This window comes from Paenibacillus sp. yr247, assembly GCF_900103825.1.
Lineage (GTDB): Bacteria > Bacillota > Bacilli > Paenibacillales > NBRC-103111 > Paenibacillus_E.
Map to the genome: position 1 here is coordinate 12,448 of NZ_FNIF01000032.1, position 16,396 is coordinate 28,843.

Annotated in this window: 13 protein-coding genes and 2 pseudogenes; 5 read left to right on the forward strand and 10 right to left on the reverse strand. The window is 43.6% G+C overall.

Annotation, left to right across the window (positions count from 1 at the left end; translation table 11 throughout):
• Positions 1-51 precede the first annotated feature (51 nt).
• From BLT91_RS27185 to BLT91_RS27195, 3 genes are all read right to left on the reverse strand, one after another.
• Positions 52-894: an aldo/keto reductase gene (locus tag BLT91_RS27185; protein WP_090827014.1), complete on the reverse strand. Its 843-nt coding sequence runs from the start codon at positions 892-894 to the stop codon at positions 52-54.
• On the reverse strand, positions 842-1,213 hold the full coding sequence (locus BLT91_RS27190) for a MarR family winged helix-turn-helix transcriptional regulator (RefSeq protein WP_254777157.1): 372 nt from the start codon (positions 1,211-1,213) through the stop codon (positions 842-844). The genes BLT91_RS27185 and BLT91_RS27190 overlap by 53 nt, the downstream gene beginning before the upstream one ends.
• A gap of 788 nt (positions 1,214-2,001) precedes the next feature.
• Entirely contained in the window at positions 2,002-3,498 is a 1,497-nt protein-coding gene (locus BLT91_RS27195; protein ID WP_090827016.1) for an alginate lyase family protein, read from the reverse strand.
• 329 nt (positions 3,499-3,827) lie between these two features.
• On the opposite strand from BLT91_RS27195, the pseudogene BLT91_RS27200 reads away from it, so the two are divergent.
• The 3 genes and pseudogenes from BLT91_RS27200 to BLT91_RS27210 form a co-directional block, all read left to right on the forward strand.
• Positions 3,828-4,010: pseudogene (locus BLT91_RS27200) on the forward strand (transposase); the annotation flags it as partial.
• A 757-nt stretch (positions 4,011-4,767) separates the two neighbouring features.
• Positions 4,768-5,088 carry an S-layer homology domain-containing protein gene (locus tag BLT91_RS27205; RefSeq protein ID WP_090827017.1) on the forward strand — a complete coding sequence of 107 codons (321 nt, stop codon included), beginning with the start codon at positions 4,768-4,770 and terminating at the stop codon, positions 5,086-5,088.
• Positions 5,081-5,404, forward strand: a complete 324-nt coding sequence (locus BLT91_RS27210) for an S-layer homology domain-containing protein (RefSeq protein WP_090827019.1) — start codon at positions 5,081-5,083, stop codon at positions 5,402-5,404. Before BLT91_RS27205 ends, BLT91_RS27210 begins: the two co-directional genes overlap by 8 nt.
• A gap of 994 nt (positions 5,405-6,398) precedes the next feature.
• On the opposite strand, the gene BLT91_RS27215 is transcribed toward BLT91_RS27210, so the two are convergent.
• The gene (locus BLT91_RS27215; RefSeq protein WP_090827021.1) at positions 6,399-6,809 is read right to left on the reverse strand and encodes a MerR family transcriptional regulator; all 411 of its coding nucleotides are present in this window, start codon (positions 6,807-6,809) and stop codon (positions 6,399-6,401) included.
• Positions 6,810-7,125: 316 nt separating this feature from the next.
• Between BLT91_RS27215 and BLT91_RS27220 the strand changes: the two genes are divergently transcribed.
• Together BLT91_RS27220 and BLT91_RS27225 are read left to right on the forward strand one after the other, a co-directional pair.
• Positions 7,126-8,559, forward strand: a complete 1,434-nt coding sequence (locus BLT91_RS27220; protein ID WP_090827024.1) for an aldehyde dehydrogenase family protein — start codon at positions 7,126-7,128, stop codon at positions 8,557-8,559.
• Positions 8,560-8,590: 31 nt separating this feature from the next.
• The gene (locus BLT91_RS27225; protein WP_302847559.1) at positions 8,591-9,043 is read left to right on the forward strand and encodes an MFS transporter; all 453 of its coding nucleotides are present in this window, start codon (positions 8,591-8,593) and stop codon (positions 9,041-9,043) included.
• Here the strand turns inward: BLT91_RS27225 and BLT91_RS33205 are convergent.
• From BLT91_RS33205 to ppsA, 6 genes and pseudogenes are all read right to left on the reverse strand, one after another.
• Positions 8,985-9,197 carry a ferritin family protein gene (locus BLT91_RS33205; RefSeq protein ID WP_141225095.1) on the reverse strand — a complete coding sequence of 71 codons (213 nt, stop codon included), beginning with the start codon at positions 9,195-9,197 and terminating at the stop codon, positions 8,985-8,987. The genes BLT91_RS27225 and BLT91_RS33205 overlap by 59 nt on opposite strands.
• Before the next feature lie 161 nt (positions 9,198-9,358).
• Positions 9,359-9,868, reverse strand: a complete 510-nt coding sequence (locus BLT91_RS27235; protein ID WP_090827028.1) for a carbon-nitrogen hydrolase family protein — start codon at positions 9,866-9,868, stop codon at positions 9,359-9,361.
• 144 nt (positions 9,869-10,012) lie between these two features.
• Positions 10,013-11,113, reverse strand: coding sequence for a lactonase family protein (locus BLT91_RS27240; protein ID WP_090827030.1), 1,101 nt, complete (start codon positions 11,111-11,113; stop codon positions 10,013-10,015).
• A 1,114-nt stretch (positions 11,114-12,227) separates the two neighbouring features.
• Entirely contained in the window at positions 12,228-12,911 is a 684-nt protein-coding gene (locus BLT91_RS27250) for an MBL fold metallo-hydrolase (RefSeq protein ID WP_254777158.1), read from the reverse strand.
• A gap of 33 nt (positions 12,912-12,944) precedes the next feature.
• Positions 12,945-13,106, reverse strand: a pseudogene (locus BLT91_RS34055) (ferredoxin); the annotation flags it as partial.
• Positions 13,107-13,383: 277 nt separating this feature from the next.
• Positions 13,384-15,978, reverse strand: a complete 2,595-nt coding sequence (gene ppsA, locus BLT91_RS27255) for a phosphoenolpyruvate synthase (RefSeq protein ID WP_090827034.1) — start codon at positions 15,976-15,978, stop codon at positions 13,384-13,386.
• Positions 15,979-16,396: the final 418 nt, after the last annotated feature.

Consider the following 16,396-nt stretch of genomic DNA (forward strand, 5'->3'; position numbering starts at 1 on the left):
CATCCCGACCTTGCCCATGCGCGCGCGGTTGGGATGTTCGTCCACTGCCGGTTAACGATTAAAATGATCCGGATGCGGACCGTAACGCAGGCCCTCATCCAATGCGTCGATCGTCGCCATATCCTCTTCGCTGAGCTCGAAGTCGAACACATTCGCATTCTGCCGGATCCGTTCGGGGTTCACGGACTTCGGGATCGTCACAATCCCGTTCTGAATGTCCCAGCGGAGTATGATTTGCGCCATCGTCTTGCCGTACTTGGTTGCCAGCCGGGCCAGCACCGGGTGGTCCAAATGGCCATGCATCAGCGGGGCGTACGCCTGCAGCTGGATTCCCTGCTCTCTGCAGAATGTCAGCAGCTCGCGCTGGACCAGCCGGGGATGGTACTCGACCTGATTGACCGCAGGCACCACGCCCGTATCCTCGATAATTTCGCGCAGGTTATGGATCTGAAAGTTGCTGACTCCGATCGCGCGGACATGACCTTCTTGATACAGATGCACAAGCGCCTTCCACGTCTCGCGGTACTTGCCTTTCACCAGCCAGTGAATGAGGTACAAATCGATGGCCTCAAGCCCAAGCTTTTTGCGGCTGACCTCGTACGCCTTCAGCGTAGATTCATAGCCTTGGTCGGCATTCCACACCTTCGTTGTCACGAACAGCTCCTCGCGAGGAACGCCGCTTTCCCGGATGGCTTGCCCGACACCCTGCTCGTTGCCGTAAACAGACGCCGTATCAATGCTGCGGTAGCCGGCGCCGATAGCCGATTTTACCGAATGAATCACTTCGTTGCCTTCCCTTACCAAAAATACGCCAAGCCCGATCCATGGCATCGTGATGCCGTTATTCAACCTGGGTCCGGACGAAAATGCCCGGTTGGCTCCTTCTGTCGTCATGGTTTATCCCTCCTAATTCCTTAGCTCCAAGACCGATTTTTTTCAGCAGACGAATCAACAGCTCTTTTTCATCCGTACTGATAAAGGCTAAGACATGAGATATCGTTTCCACATGCCTTGGAAAGATCTCGTCAAACAGCCGTTTCCCTTTCTCGCTAAGGACGACATTCGAAACTCTGGTCGCCGGATCCGTTTCTCTTTTTATCAGCTCTTTTTTTTCAAGCTTTTCAACGACGTAGGTGATACTTCCGCTGGGAATCGAAAGCACTTCACTGATATTTTTGCACCGGATGGGGTACCTAGTTGTAAATAAGCTCAAGGATCATAAAATGAGGAATTTCGATGTTATAACTTTCAATATCCTTTTGAACATGTTCGAATACGGTCGCGGAAGCTTTTCTCCATATTCGAAATAATCTTAAATTCGAGCTGGCTTTATTCGTCCATTTGATACATGGATTCCCCCTCATTTCAAACAATAAGGATAATAATATCCTATCATTAGGGTATTGTGATGTCAACAAGCCCCTCTATCGCTAACGTACTCATCTCTTCTATACTCCTCCAAAATGGGATGAAATCCTGCGAATAAGCGAGTATTCGCGAGAAAATTGAATCGTACCGAGGGAGCTGAATGAGCTATCATATGTACACAAAAAAGTAGTGTTTTGTGCACGTTTTCTTTATTCCATTACCAATCCTCGTTAATTTATTTTCAGAGAGTAGGTAATCCCCAAAGTTTGCAATGATACAAAAACGAACAGAACTGCTAGAGTAAAAAAGACTTGAATTGAGCAACACTTCGGCAATAGGCATTGCTCACAAAAAATATGCCACTAAATTCAATTACTGCTACTGTAAAAGCTTATATATTAAATAAAGGATTTTTTCGAAATTGTTTTTACATAAAAGACCAGTAGCGTAACAAGGCTGCCGATTGTTCAAGCGGCAGCCTTGTGGATAGGTTATTAAACTCTCGTTTCCTTTAGTTCTCTTAAATAAGACGAGTCATTCGAGCGCCTGGCGCTTCCCGAAAAAACAGAGAATTGGGTGAATCAGATTTATTCCATTCCGGGTCATGTTTAGCGATCCTTTGGAATCAATCAATTAATTCAAATTGGCATAGAGCAATTTCTCGCGCGCGTCTATGTAATCTTTGAGCAATTTGTCCGCGGTTCTCTGGTACAGCTTGTCATTAAACTTGATACCGGCCGGAACGAAGACCGGAATGCCTTCCGCCATGCTTGCCTCTACCGCTTGCTCGAGTTCCCACTTCTTATCGCCAGCATAATAAGGAGCAAGGAAATTGAGCGATTTCTTGATGCTTCCGCCTTTAGGGGACTCGTAGTTCCACAAATCAATGCCTACCTTGTCGCCAAGCTGGGCGAGGTAAACGAATCCTTGCAGGTTGTACAGCGGATAGTGAAGCGAGAGCGTTCTATCCATTTCTTGCGGCATCTTGCCGTCGGACTCGATCTGGCCGTCCACCCGTTGTTTGCCGCTTTCAATATATTTCTTCGCGACGTCCAGTTTGCCGCTGAACAACGCGAAGGAAGCAACTTGCGTGTCATACCAAGTGCCGTGGTTGTTCGTCGCTTTCTTTTCATCCAGACCGATTTTATTTTCAGTCAGCCACTTCATGTATGCTGCGATCCAGTCCTTGAACCGGTTCAGATCAGAATCCGGCAAATATTTGGACTTGTTTAAGATCGTGACATAATCCAAGATGTTCATGATGTTGATCGTTTCAATGATCCCTTCTTTTCGGCCTTCAGTAACGCCCGGTATAGACTGGCCGTAGTTCAAATTCGGATTCATCATTGTATCCGGATTCAAATACCAAACGCGCAACAGCTTGGATGCATATTCGGCATAGACTTCATTGCCGGTGTAAAAATAAGCCAGCGCCAAAGTTTTGATCGCGGAATGCGATTTAACGAGGCTGTCTTTGTCATAAGCGGAGTTTTTCGTTTCCGGATTCACAAAGCCGTCCTTGCGGATGTAGGGCTTTCCATCCGGCGTATCCGGGTTCGGCCACCAGTAGATGCCGATCGAAACATAGTCATGCTTATCTCCGCTAGGAGGCGTCGACGTTTTGTAGGTTACCGAATAAGGTCCAGCCTTCATTTCTTTGTCAGCCTGCTGCTTCAGCTGATCTACGCTCGCCGTTACGCCGGCGTCCCCTGCCAGGTACTTAGCTTTGATTTCGTTCAGCGAGTACACGTTCAAGTAAAGAAAATTGGAAGCCAGCATCGCGTTATTCGCGTTTTTACAAATCGTTTTCATGACCTCATCACTCGCTTTTCCGCCGATAAGTACAGTTTTGCATTCTTGGTTCCATTCCACGGTTTTTCCGAGCAGGCTGCCGATCATTCGAATCGGGACGTATGTAGTGTCTTGGTAAATGAAAGAGGCTGGAACCTTTGTGCCGTTATTGTCATACATGCCGTCTACAGCGGTCTTGTCCTCCCCGTTAATAATAAAGTTAAGCTTGTCGAAGCTGCCTTCGAGATTCTGGGTGGCCGCAAATGTTAGACCCGAGAAGAAAATAGACCCGCACATGAACGCAATAATTAAATGCTTGAACTGATACTTCTTATTCATGCAAAACCTCCTCCAAATAATGTAAGCGCATTCGAATCAATTATACTCTTATTGCCAAGATTTGATTAGATGGAAAAATTTTAGGTCCTTTTAGTAAAATTTATCTTGTTTGGTCGATCGTGCATAGGCGGCACCTGAGATCTCTAAGAACTTCAATTGTGGTTCGGGATTTTAGATTTGAGCTTCTCAAAGAGGAGCAGCATTCGGTCCGATCAAACGCATGGGTGCAGGCATAATCGTTGAGTTCGGTTTTCATTGGCTTGCGAGCTGGATACTAGATTTCACCGTCGGCCCGATTCATTTTGCGAAATTGCCCCCTTGATAAATCGATAGAGGCCCTAGCTGAAGAGTTACTTGAATATGATTTAATCCAATCGATACCCGGTATTGGCACTAAGATTGCTGCAACAATTTTAACTGAGATCGGGGAAATCGATCGGTTTGATCACGCAAAGAAGAAACTGGTGGCCTTTGCCGGTATTGATCCAAGTGTTTTTTCTTCAGGCAAGTTTGTGTTACCCAAAATAAAATCACTAAGTTTAGAGTAAGCAGCAAGATATGGAAATATATGAAATGTCTTTCCGTGCTTTATGGGACGGTTTTTCCCATGCACTTTTTTAAGTATACCAACTCATGAATCCGCCATTAATAATTAAATATTGACAAGCTATTAGCTGGAATAGCTTAATGATGAGTCTTAAAAAGGATCTGTCGGGAATGAGAACAAGTTCTTGTCAAAATCGGGAATGGGATCAAGTTCTTGTCTTTTATTTTTGATAAGAACTTGATCCCATAAAAAATAAAAAACCGCGTAATACGCGGCAATTAATGGGACAATGTTCTTGTCACCCGACAATAGATGAATATGAATTTCTCCGCTGAATGTTGCTTGCCACCAAGGCTTTTTTTCCCAGTTAATTGCGCTTTTGTGAAATCAGAAATTGGTCCAAAAAACTGCACAAGGGATTGAATAGACCATATTGAAAATCATTCTTAAGTACCATAAAATTCCTATGAAAATTTGAAAGAAAAAAAATAAGCGATAGCTTATCTCCCCTGGAACCTTCTCTACCCGCTGCTCGTTTAGGATCGAGAAGAAAGTTATTCTCAACAATATGACATGAGGTGAAAGACCATCGATTCTTGGTAAAGCCGAAAGCTACGGACTATTTCCCTAAGGCAGATAACGACGCATGGTATGCCGATGCGCTGATTAATTGCTGCCGCTAACGGGATTGAACTGCCAAAAGATCTGATCCCAATGCCACAATGACGCGTGAAGCGTTCACGAATGTGCTTGTACGCGCTATGGAGGTACATGGCAATCTGTCGATGATCAAACCGGTTGTTATCGAGATCGCCGATCAGAATCAGCTGACTGTCGAATATTCCGGCTCCATCCAACGTGCACTTCAGTATGGTCTAGTGAAGCTGAATTCAGACGGTACGTTCCATCCCAAAGATGAGATGACCCGGGCCGATGCTGCGGAACAAATTTATCATGCAATCGCCTATTTGAAGGCTCACCAGGCGACTGCCGCCAGTACCGAAACACTTTCCTATACGGAAGGCGTCCAGTTGATTGATTAAGGATGCTCTCGGAAGCGTGGAGATTTCCATTGATTTCAAAATCGATCCTAACGCGAAGCTGACTCGTGATTCGTTCACCTATTTGCTGATCCACACTTACCAATCAAGCGGTAATTTGCCGATGTACAAGATAAAGCCAGTTGAAATTAAGGATAACGATAAAATCGAATTTCTACATTCGGGTGCCATTCAAACTGCAATTGCTTTAGGGATTGTTGAATTGGATGCGGAAGGCAACTTCCTCCCACAAGATGAAATTAAGCGCGCGGATGCACAGGCGTTTATTGATAAAGCGCTTGAAGCGGCTAAAAAATAGACGAAATAAAAATAGAATATTCGATGAATTGCTATGAAAATATTTGATAATCCAAGCAATGAGAATAATTCAACATCTGCTTTCCTCCTTTTTTTCGAGTGTTTGTAGTATTGTTTGCTGTTATCGTTCACGAGTTTGTCTGATTCAATTATATCTTATGGCATATTAAGATGTTTCTTATCAATTGCTATTTTTGATAAAAAAAACTAAACTTATGTTTTTAAGCTACTCTGCCCTGTAAGCGGAGAAAGGCTGCCGAATCCCGCTCTCGTAGTATATGATATTGTGATTATTTCTTTAGTGTGAAGCGGCAAATGTAGGGTTAGGATGAATTTTATCGTCATCGATTTTTATTTCCTCTCATTCCCACTCCATCTAATCCCCTTTTCTCGCTACAATTGGCATAGGTGATTCCTATATACATCAGCCCCAGTATCTTCCTGTTATTTAAATCAATTTCGCAGTGGTTGATAAATCCGATGAAAAATTTTGTTATTATCTATTGGTTGAATATCAAAATTTAACTCATCATAATATTTTAACCCATGTGCGTTGGAAATGGCATATTACGACCTCCTTAGGCGGGAAAGTTTGTATATTTATTCCACTGCCTTCTTGCACTTTCCTGCAAATAGTTTAATAGGCGCCGATAATGCCGGTTTCCTGGCTCATGGAGCGTACCACCAACCCAATAATGTAAAACCTTGCTGCGACAGTTTTTAACAAATGAAAAGTCGGTTTTCATGTGCTAAGGATTACCTACTTCGTTAAAGTCTGCTGAATTACTATGGTTTACGGACAATCACATAGGCTGCAAATAATAATGCTAAAATCAAGTTTTCAACACTATCCAATCCCCTTTATTTGGCTTGAAATCCAAATATAACAAATATGGTTCAAAAAGAGGTTCGAAATGCGTTATCGGTTCGTTAGATATTAGGCATCATTGCTTTTTCTATATACCTAAATATGGTTCTGCATAAGCTGCTTTTTTTTAATTAAATTGATCGGATGTCATGTCAAATTCTGATTTAGCGTCTATATTTCCTTTTTGAATTGATTCATATTTCGATAACTTATAGTTTACGGCTTCAAATGCTTCATCCAACTCCATCTGCCTTTTTTGCAGTTCCTGTTTATGATTCTCGAGAATGGCTTTTCTCTCGGAAATGGTTGAGTCGCCTTGAACAGCTAAATCTACAATATTTTTTAAAGCGGCTACAGGCATACCCGTCACACGAAAACAAGTCATTAATTTGATCCAATCCAGATCTTTTTGTTCAAAAACGCGGTTCCCATGCCCATCCCTTTGGATATCGGGGAGCAGTCCTTCTTTTTCATAGTATCGAATCGTATGTGGGGGGATCCCAAGTTTTTCTGAAACTTCTTTAATAGAAAATCCCACATAAACACCTCCTTTTGACAAGGTTTTTCAACAAGCCTTACTTGCAGCCAACAACATGATAACATCGAGAAAGTATCCGTTTCTAGAATCTTACACCTTAAAGTATACTTTAAGTCAAGAATTTATGAAGTGATTTATGAATGGCAGAGGTCGAATCTCCCATTCCCAGCCTTTCTCTTGAATTGGTAAAAAGAATTTATTGAAGACCGCTTGACTTAAAGTGAACTTTAAGGTTTAAGGTATTTTCGTAAGCATGCTGCTCCTCATGGGGGGGCAACGGCAGTGCTCAATATATCTTAAAAGGAGAGATCCAATCATGAGAATAATCGATAAGATTTATATCAACGGCCAATTTGTGAAGCCCCTCGGGACGGAAGTGCAGGAATTAATTAATCCGGCTACAAAGCAGGTGATAGGCGTTGTGACCCTGGGAGATGAGCAGGACACTCGGGACGCGATTGCAGCGGCGAAGGCAGCTTTTAAGACCTTCTCCAAAACAACCAATGAAGAACGTGCCCAAATGCTGCAGCGTCTGCATGATGTAATGATGAATAAACTGGACCTCCTGAATCAGGTTGCGGTGGATGAATATGGCGCTCCTGCCGCTGCCACAGCCGGTCGTACTCAGTATGCCGCAAAAAACTTTCTTCATAACATGGAGGTTATGAAAGAATTTGAATTCGAGAAACGGATCGGCAAAGCCAAGGTTGTACTTGAGCCGCTTGGCGTTATAGGCTTGATCACCCCCTGGAATGCGAACTACACGCACATTTCCACGAAGCTAGCCCCTGCAATCGCGGCTGGCTGCACGGTTGTGATTAAAACTAGTGAACTAAGTGCGATTCAAACCCAGGTGATTGCGGAATGTTTCCACGAAGCCGGTATTCCAGCAGGCGTGATTAACTTCGTTAATGGCCGAGGAGATGTAGTTGGAGCTGAATTGACCCGTCATCCGGATGTAGCGATGATTTCGTTTACAGGATCCACTCAAGTGGGAAGAATCATCTCACGGGATGGGGCGGCAACGATGAAAAGACTGGTTCTAGAGCTTGGAGGCAAGTCTCCCAACGTGATTCTAGATGATGCTGATTTTCATAGTGCGATTCCGCTGGCCGTGATGACAGCCTTTAGCAATAGTGGACAGGCCTGCCATGTAGGTTCGCGCTTGATTGTTCCCGAGCAACGCTTGGAGGAAGTGAAGAAATTAGTGATCAAGACGGTGGAAGGAATTAAAGTAGGGAATCCCTGGGAGGAAGGTACGTTTATCGGACCTATGGTAAGCCAAAAGCAATATGAAACCGTCCAGCGCTATATTAGGTTGGGCCTAGAAGAAGGGGCTGAATTGATTATCGGCGGCGAGGGGCATCCCGAAGGACTTGATAACGGCTATTATGTCAAACCGACCGTGTTTGCAAATGTCACTATGGATATGAAAATTGCCAAGGAAGAAATTTTCGGTCCGGTACTGTCCATCTTAACGTACAAGACGGAAGAAGAAGCGATCGATATTGCTAACGATACGATCTATGGCCTATCCGCGTATGTCAGCTCCTCCAATCTGGACAATGCCAATCGCGTCGTTTCCCAGATTGTATCTGGACGTGTCTTGATTAATGGCTTGTACGATGAACCGAAAGCACCTTTCGGCGGTTTTAAACAATCCGGTATCGACCGGGAGTTTGGCGCTTATGGCCTGCAAGCTTATGTTGAGCCGAAAACGATCATGGGATATGATATCGTACCGCAATAATCAATAGGTTCAAGATACGAAGCCGATACTCATTCAGCTCGTTGTGACTTTTGCATCTTTCTTCATCCTGCCAAGCTTGCTGATTGGTAGTTATTTGTCAAAGCGCGTCTCGAAGAAAACAATGCTTCGGTTTGGTCTAGTTTTGTACGTCATAGGGGGCGTAGGTCCGGCATTTATGAATTCCATAGAAGGCATTCTTATCTTTCGGGCAATTCTAGGTCTCGGCATCGGTTTTATTACTCCACTGATGAATGCCTTGGTGGCAGAGTATTTCGATGGTGAGGATCGCTCCAAAATGAATGGTCTTACGGTCGGGGTCAACGGGTTAAGCGGGGCCTTCTTCCTGATCATCGGAGGCGCCATAACCGCTTTGGGGTGGAGGGGCGTGTTTTGGACGTATTGCCTTTGGCGTGGTTTTGCTCATTTTAGTATAGCTGTTCGTGCCATACAGCGTGATTTTGTTCATCTGCTGAAGCACGTCTAAAGTACTCTTTTATCTGTTGGTTATTGGTTTTTTCCGCGATATCCAGATAAAAGCCAACTGTTTCTTTGTACGTTTTTAAAAGCAAAGTGCAATCCTGCTCTATAATGGGAAGGACGGATAAAAGATGCGATAGAACACAAAATGACCTACCCATGGAGATAGGTCATTATAATAATAAGAAATTTCGGCTAACAAGAACTTGATGTCATAAATGACAAGAACTTTATCCCATTCCCGTCATTACCGATAACCCAGCTGCAGCCGCGGCGCATCTGAGAATAAAAAATTCTGGACGAGAAAAGATCATGGTGCAACTTATGTCAATTTGCGGTGGATGTCAGCAAGTTGTTCGTACATCCTGGTAGTAAGATCTCTTAATACCGGAAAGTAAGGGCGTATCTCTTGGATTTTTCGAATATCCACTTCACCGATCGTTATGCACTCCCCTTCATAGGGTGCTTTACAAACTATTGGACTCCCTGGAATTTTTTTATCTTTCTCACCGGGGCCTACAATAAAACCTCCGCCCCAATACTCCGTTTCATCTTCTTTACCAACAAGATTGGTATAAACAATCCAAACCGTATTTTCCATTGCCCTGACTTTTACAATCGACTCAAAAATATCTTTTTCAAATTTCGGGGATCCCGATATTCCTACAATGATGTCAACACCTTGTAGAGTTAATGCACGGGCCAGCTCCGGGTAAAAAATATCATAGCAAACTAATAGGCCAATCTTCCCTATTGATGTTTGAAATACCGGCAAATCCTCTCCGGCCTTAAAATATCTCCGGTCTGGAAATGCACCTAGGGTAGCCCTCACACACCCGTTTGTTTAAGTATATTTCTTCACAATCTTGCTGGAAATTATGTTGTCTCATAACAAAAGCCACCAGTATATCGGCAACCTTATTTTTAGCAACTCCTGTATTTTTCTGTTCCACACAGTATGGTGAACCCAATAGAATCAAAGAACAGCTAAACCTTGCGACCCAAAGTAAGGAAAGTTGGTCCATGCAGCAACCTGCTTTCTTACTAGACTACCATCATTTTGGATATTAAATACTGAAACTGTACCCTGATTTCCGTTAAGGGTGTAAAAATGCCGTCCATCTTTACTCACTCCAACATCCATCGGAAGACCTGGTGCTGTATTCGGCGGTGTACTGGTAATATGCCTTACCACCGACAGTGCTCCATTGGGGTCGATTTGGTAGGTTGAGATGGTGCCACTTAAGGTGTTGGTAGTGTAGGCAAAACGTTCATCCCTCGTTGTTACAACCCAACAAGCAGTCTTATATCCGTTTGGTATAGAGCCGCTGATCATACCGTCGTTGTTCAATGAATAAGATGACAGCGCATTTGAAACTGCTTCTGTAACTAAGAGGATTCCAGAGGATAGAAAATAAGCGCCCAACGGTCCTTGACCGTAAGAATCATTAACGATTGGTCCTGTAACCTTACCATTTTTATTTACATGGAATACACTGATATGGTTTGATGTAAGCTCGGAGACAACAATTTTACTGCCATCTGGATTGAAGAGAACCTGTGCCGGCTGTGCATTGAAGGTACTGAGAGAATGGGTGGATCCGGAAATAGGAGTAAGGCTTCCGTTATCACTTATGTGAAAACCTGTGATATTTGATGCAAAATTGTTTGCGGCATCACCTACATTGGAAACATAGAGAAGATTACCAAACACATCTACGCTATTAGGCTGGGCACCTCCTGATGGCTTTACATCCACTAGAACGGGTGCTCCGCTGTCGGTTATGATGAAACTACTGATACTATGGCTGCCTGCGTTAACTGCAAGTAGGAAACGTCCATCACGGGACAAAGTTAGGGCGCCTTGTGACGCTAAGGGGTCAACGCCATCGTTTGCTGTTGCAGTGGAAACTTCCTTTATACCAGTACCTCTTCCATAAGTTGGATAGGAACCCACAAAGGTGAGAATTCCATTCATGTCCATGTAAAATGCGATGATTTGATTCATTACTTCATTATTGGTCATCATATACACCATATTCGCACGCGCACGAAAATATTTGTTAATTATCTGCATTTTATGACTTTCCTCCTTTCATAATTTTATATGTTTCTTTTGCCATTTAAATTCTCCAAACGGATGTAAATTGGTTATCCCCCTAACCTTCCCGTTACTTGAACAGAAAGAGGGAAGCGAACGAGATTGAATCAGATGATGACTAACGCTCATTTCCCACCCTCTCTGAATCGAAAGTCGGAAGCATATCCTTAACGACCCGATCGATGAATCATCCTCCCTTCTCCAAGGGTCCCCCCCAAGCAAGGAGTTGTGCACCCTCAAGACATGCTCAATCTCCTTTGCGTCCCTGTCCACACACCTAAGTCGTAGAACCTAAACGCTTCTGCTTGCTCGACTCCGAGAACGTTTCACAATCTTCTCCGACGTCAGCATAGAGATATTTGCACTCCCCTCCCGCCTATATATGTATTCAATTGAGTTCTACAGGCCTCAATCCTTCCCTACATTCAAGAAAAATTTAAGAAAAAAGGACGCTTTTCAGCGTCCCTTTAGCCTATAATACGGAAATGTCGCTTGGCATTCTGCCTGTACGTTGAATGGTACGAATCTGAGAAGTTGTTATCCGGAATCCAACTAGAATAAACGACGAGGTTACATTATTAAAGTTGAAAGCTCGTAAGTCTGGAATGTTCTGGCTTCCACGGAAAATTCGAAAATTCCCTGTAAAGTTGCGCCCTGAAAACAGTACTAACGTAACTTGACTAGGAATTACCACATTTCTTAGCCGGAAACTGGAGATGATGTTGTCAAAACCGAATAATCCCAGATTTGAAACCGCCACGCCTCATCTAAATGTTAGACTTCTTCCTCGCTTCAACCCACTGATTCCTAGGCAAAACTTTGTTTTTTTCAATAACACACCTCGCTGTCCACTTTTACCAACTTATTCTATCCGAAATAAAAATTCGCTATGCTTCAGTCGCTACCCGTTTATGTATAACCCCTGATTGGATGTAATCAGCACATAACTTCCCGTTAACTTACGCTATTGCCAGTCTAACACTTTATTTTTCCAAGACATTAATGGCGTAAAGAGCATATTGTCACCCCATACACCATTTTCACCCTTATGATGCATTACAAAAACAAAACGCAGCTAATAAATTTCCGCTCATCGCCCTCTCATCTCGTTGACCAGTTGTTTCATCGCCTTTTTCATGTCCGCCAGAGGCAGCTTAACCCGTTCCCCATGGCCGGGAAGCACCCATTCGAACGTTTCGGCGGCAAGCCGTTTCATGGAAATTCCCTGCTCTTCCCAGGAATACCAGCAGTAATCTTCGAATGCCTCTAGTGCCCCTCGGTGCCGGTCCCATGCCAAGTGGTCACCCGTAAACAGAAACTGTTCCCGATACAGTAGCACCATCGAGCCCCGTGTGTGGCCTGGAACGACAACGATTTTCATTTCGTTATCCCATCGCACATCCTCGAAGCCTTCGATTACATGCTCAGCATCGGGCTGTGCCATCCTCTCGATCTCATGGATGATTCGCTTCGCTCCGAACCGCTCCGCATACAACTTTGAATCCGCCACATCGTCTCGGTGCGTTATGAAAATTGTATCGATGCCGCCCATTTCCTCGAACCGTCGTACCAAGGACGGCACGAAGCGCGGCGCATCGACAAGCCAGTTGCCATTCGGCCGTACAATAAAATACGAGCTACCACCGAACGATTTTGGCGACGTATATCCGCAATAATGTACACCGTCCTCCAACAATAGCGGAAAATCGGCCATCGCCTCGGATATGTCGCCCTTCTCCTCGCTAACGATAGCCGCTGTCGGACAAGAGAGCAAGGCGTACCGTGCTTGCTTCCGCTCCTGCCCCGTTTCCGGCTGGCGGGCGACGGTGGAGTAACCTTTCGCTTCGGTGAATACCGTAGACGCGAGCTGGCGGCACGTATCGCAATCAATGCAGGCGGACGTGACGTACAGCGGTCCGGGGGCGTTCGTATCCAATCGGTGATGCGAGCTCATGCGATTAGCCTCCATTTCGGATTAAAATAAGTTTTCTTTTCTTTTTCCTTACAATACCACGAACCCGAGTTTTCATTCATTTATCGCGCGACTTCTGGCTTAAAGAAAGGACGATCTGCGCTAAGCATCTCCTCTCCACTATCGTCTCCATTACTGCAATAGATTTACTGCCAATTACCTAACTAAGATGGGTAGATAAAAGGACGAACAGGGTAACCGCCCTTTTATCCATGACAGGTTGCATTTAATGCCGTCCATTATGACAGAGGCTCTTACTTGGCGAATTCAGCCATTACAATATTTCGATATACCCTTCTGTTCCATTCACGCGAATTCGTTGCCCGTCTTTGATCAGTCTGGTAGCATTTTCCACTCCGACAACTGCCGGCAAGCCATATTCACGCGCGATAACTGCTCCATGGGTCATCAGTCCGCCAACTTCGGTGACTAGACCTTTTATGGATACAAATAATGGTGTCCAGCCAGGGTCAGTAAAGGAGGTGACTAATATATCTCCATCTTCCAGATCGGCATTTTCCATGTTTAAAATGACACGCGCTCTTCCTTCTATCACTCCGGAAGAAACAGGTAGACCTACAATCGCATTAGCCGGCAAATTTTCTCGTTTGTACTCACCTGCAATGATTTCACCATCAGACGTGATGACACGCGGGGGAGTTAGTTTTTTGAAAAATTTGTAATCCTCTTTTCGTTTGTTGATGATCTGATCATCAAGTTTGTTTGTGCGTACGACTTCGTGAAGTTCTTCAAAAGTGAGATAGTACATATCTTCTTTGTCATGGATAATGCCAGCTTGAACGAGTTGTTCGGCTTCTTTCAGTAAAGCCTGCTTATAAACGAAGTAGCGACTAATCATGCCGTATTTTGGATATTCCCGATAACCGATGAAATTCCGGATTAGGCGGATCACTCGTTTTGTCTCGTTGGCTTTTTGTTCACCATCCGGTAATTGCTTCAATCGATCTAATAACTCTTGTTCTTTTTCCAAAGCTTCCTGTCGCCCTTGCTCAAATTTCCGATTGCCGGCATTAGGCTCAAAGTTTTTGATGTTACCCAGAATCATCGGGACAAGTGTAATTGGTTTTTCACTCCACCGAGTTTTCGTAATATCGATTTCACCGGCACATCGCATTCCGTATTTGTTGAGATAAGCATAGATAGCGTCTTGAGTTTCCTGTCCACCATCAAACTTAACCAGTTCATCCCAAAAATTATCATCTTTTACATGTTGTAAATAATCAATGACTTCCGGATAAGGACGAATCACATCTGCGACATCCAATAGCGCCAGACCCATTTCCGAAGTAATGTTGTTTGGTACAGATTGAGAAAGCGTATCTGCTGCGTTTTTTTCACCTAACCACTCGTACATTTTTTCATTGATCCATGACGAAGCATTCATAGCAGTCATAAAAACCTTTGAACTTTGTGGGTCAAATAAGATCTTCTTTAATTCCTGGAGATCTTCCAGAATAAAATCAAACAAATCCAATCCCGATTTCGCTTGGATGTTTTGTTTTAACTCTTCTATCGATGTTTGACTACGCTTAATCAAATCAGAAACGATTGTCGGATCGTTCTCGAATTGTGCCAGCATATCTGTATTACTTCTGTTGGGAATCGGTGCTATTTGATCATTTGGTAACAATTTTATAAAATCTCGCTCTATTATGGTCATGAGTGCGCCTTTTATGAGCGGATCGGATCCCAGGGTATTTAATAAAGTTTCCCGGCCGACAGGTGTAGCCAGCCTAGGTGCAACATCAACAAACAACCTCCCACCGGCTTTACGCATGGGTGCAGGAGTTATTAACAGGTAAAAAGACAATCCCAATGGTTTTATCGGGTCAGTCATCATTTGTTGATGACCGACAGATACATAAACGTGATTTTCCTGATCATTTACTTCAGGGATCGGGTATAAAGTCGTGATTGGCCGACTCTGGACAATATAAAATGTATCATCAACCAAACACCATTCGATATCTTGCGGGTAACCAAAATAAGCTTCGATCTGTCTTCCGATGTGTGCCAGCTGTAAAATTTGTTGCTCAGTGAGTGTTTGAGACATCTGCTGATCAGGATCGATCTGCTTTGTCTCTGTTCCGCCTTCTTTTCGTCCGTAGATAGCTATTTTTTTTGTTGCTATCCTCTTATCGACAATTTCCCCATCCTGTACTCTATAACAATCGGCAGATACCAAGCCAGAGACCAGCACTTCTCCAAGTCCAAAACTGGCATCAATTGATAGCAGCTTTCGGTTGGAAGTAATCGGATCAGCGCTAAATAAAATCCCCGAAGCCTGTGGGAAAACCATCCTTTGAACGATAACGGACAAATAAACCTGACTGTGGTCAAATCCATTTTGCATACGGTAGATTACCGCACGGTCCGTAAATAGGGAAGCCCAACATTTGCTAATATGCTGCAAAATTGCTTCTTTGCCGATGATATTTAAATAGGTGTCTTGTTGACCGGCAAAAGAGGCATGAGGTAAATCTTCAGCAGTTGCGCTAGAACGCACTGCATAAGCATGTTCATCACCAAACTGGGAGAGATAGTGAGTAACTGCTTTCACAACATCGGAAGGAATTTCTACTTCCATAATGATTTGTCGAATCTTCCTGCTGATTTCACCAATTTGATCTCGATCTTCTACTTTTAGCATAGTTAGTCGATCCAACAAAGCATGATACGTTTCGTTTTGTTCGATGGCTTTTTGATATCCCACTGTTGTAACACAAAATCCTTCTGGTACTTGTATTCCTTCAATTTTTGATAATTCCCCTAAATTTAACCCTTTTCCGCCAACGAGCAAAAGCTGCGTTTTTTCCATTTCCTGAAAACCGAGAACGAAAGAACTCATTCAATATCTCTCCTAACCATTAAATTGAGAAAAAACATTTGACAAGAGTTTACCGGCATGGTACACTAAAAGTGTAAGATACAATAATTATGTCCATGTAACTTTAAAAAAGTCGTAATCTGATTATATCATCGTGTCTGTTTATATGCAATATAAAAGAACCTGTTAAAACTACCCAGGTTCTTTTTTGATTTCCCGCTATCATTAGTCACATCAAAAACCATGGTTCGAGCCGAACTCCATCACTGCATAGTTCCCTAGCGTCCTATGCAGCCTAAGGAAATTCTGAAGTTGCGTCGGGTTCTTATTGAGCAAACCTGCCAGTAAGTTGAGCGAACGAACTCGGCTACCTCACTGAATTTTTCTCCTACCGTTCTTCATTTATTGGAACTTTTCAAATTCTTTTTTTAACCAGATC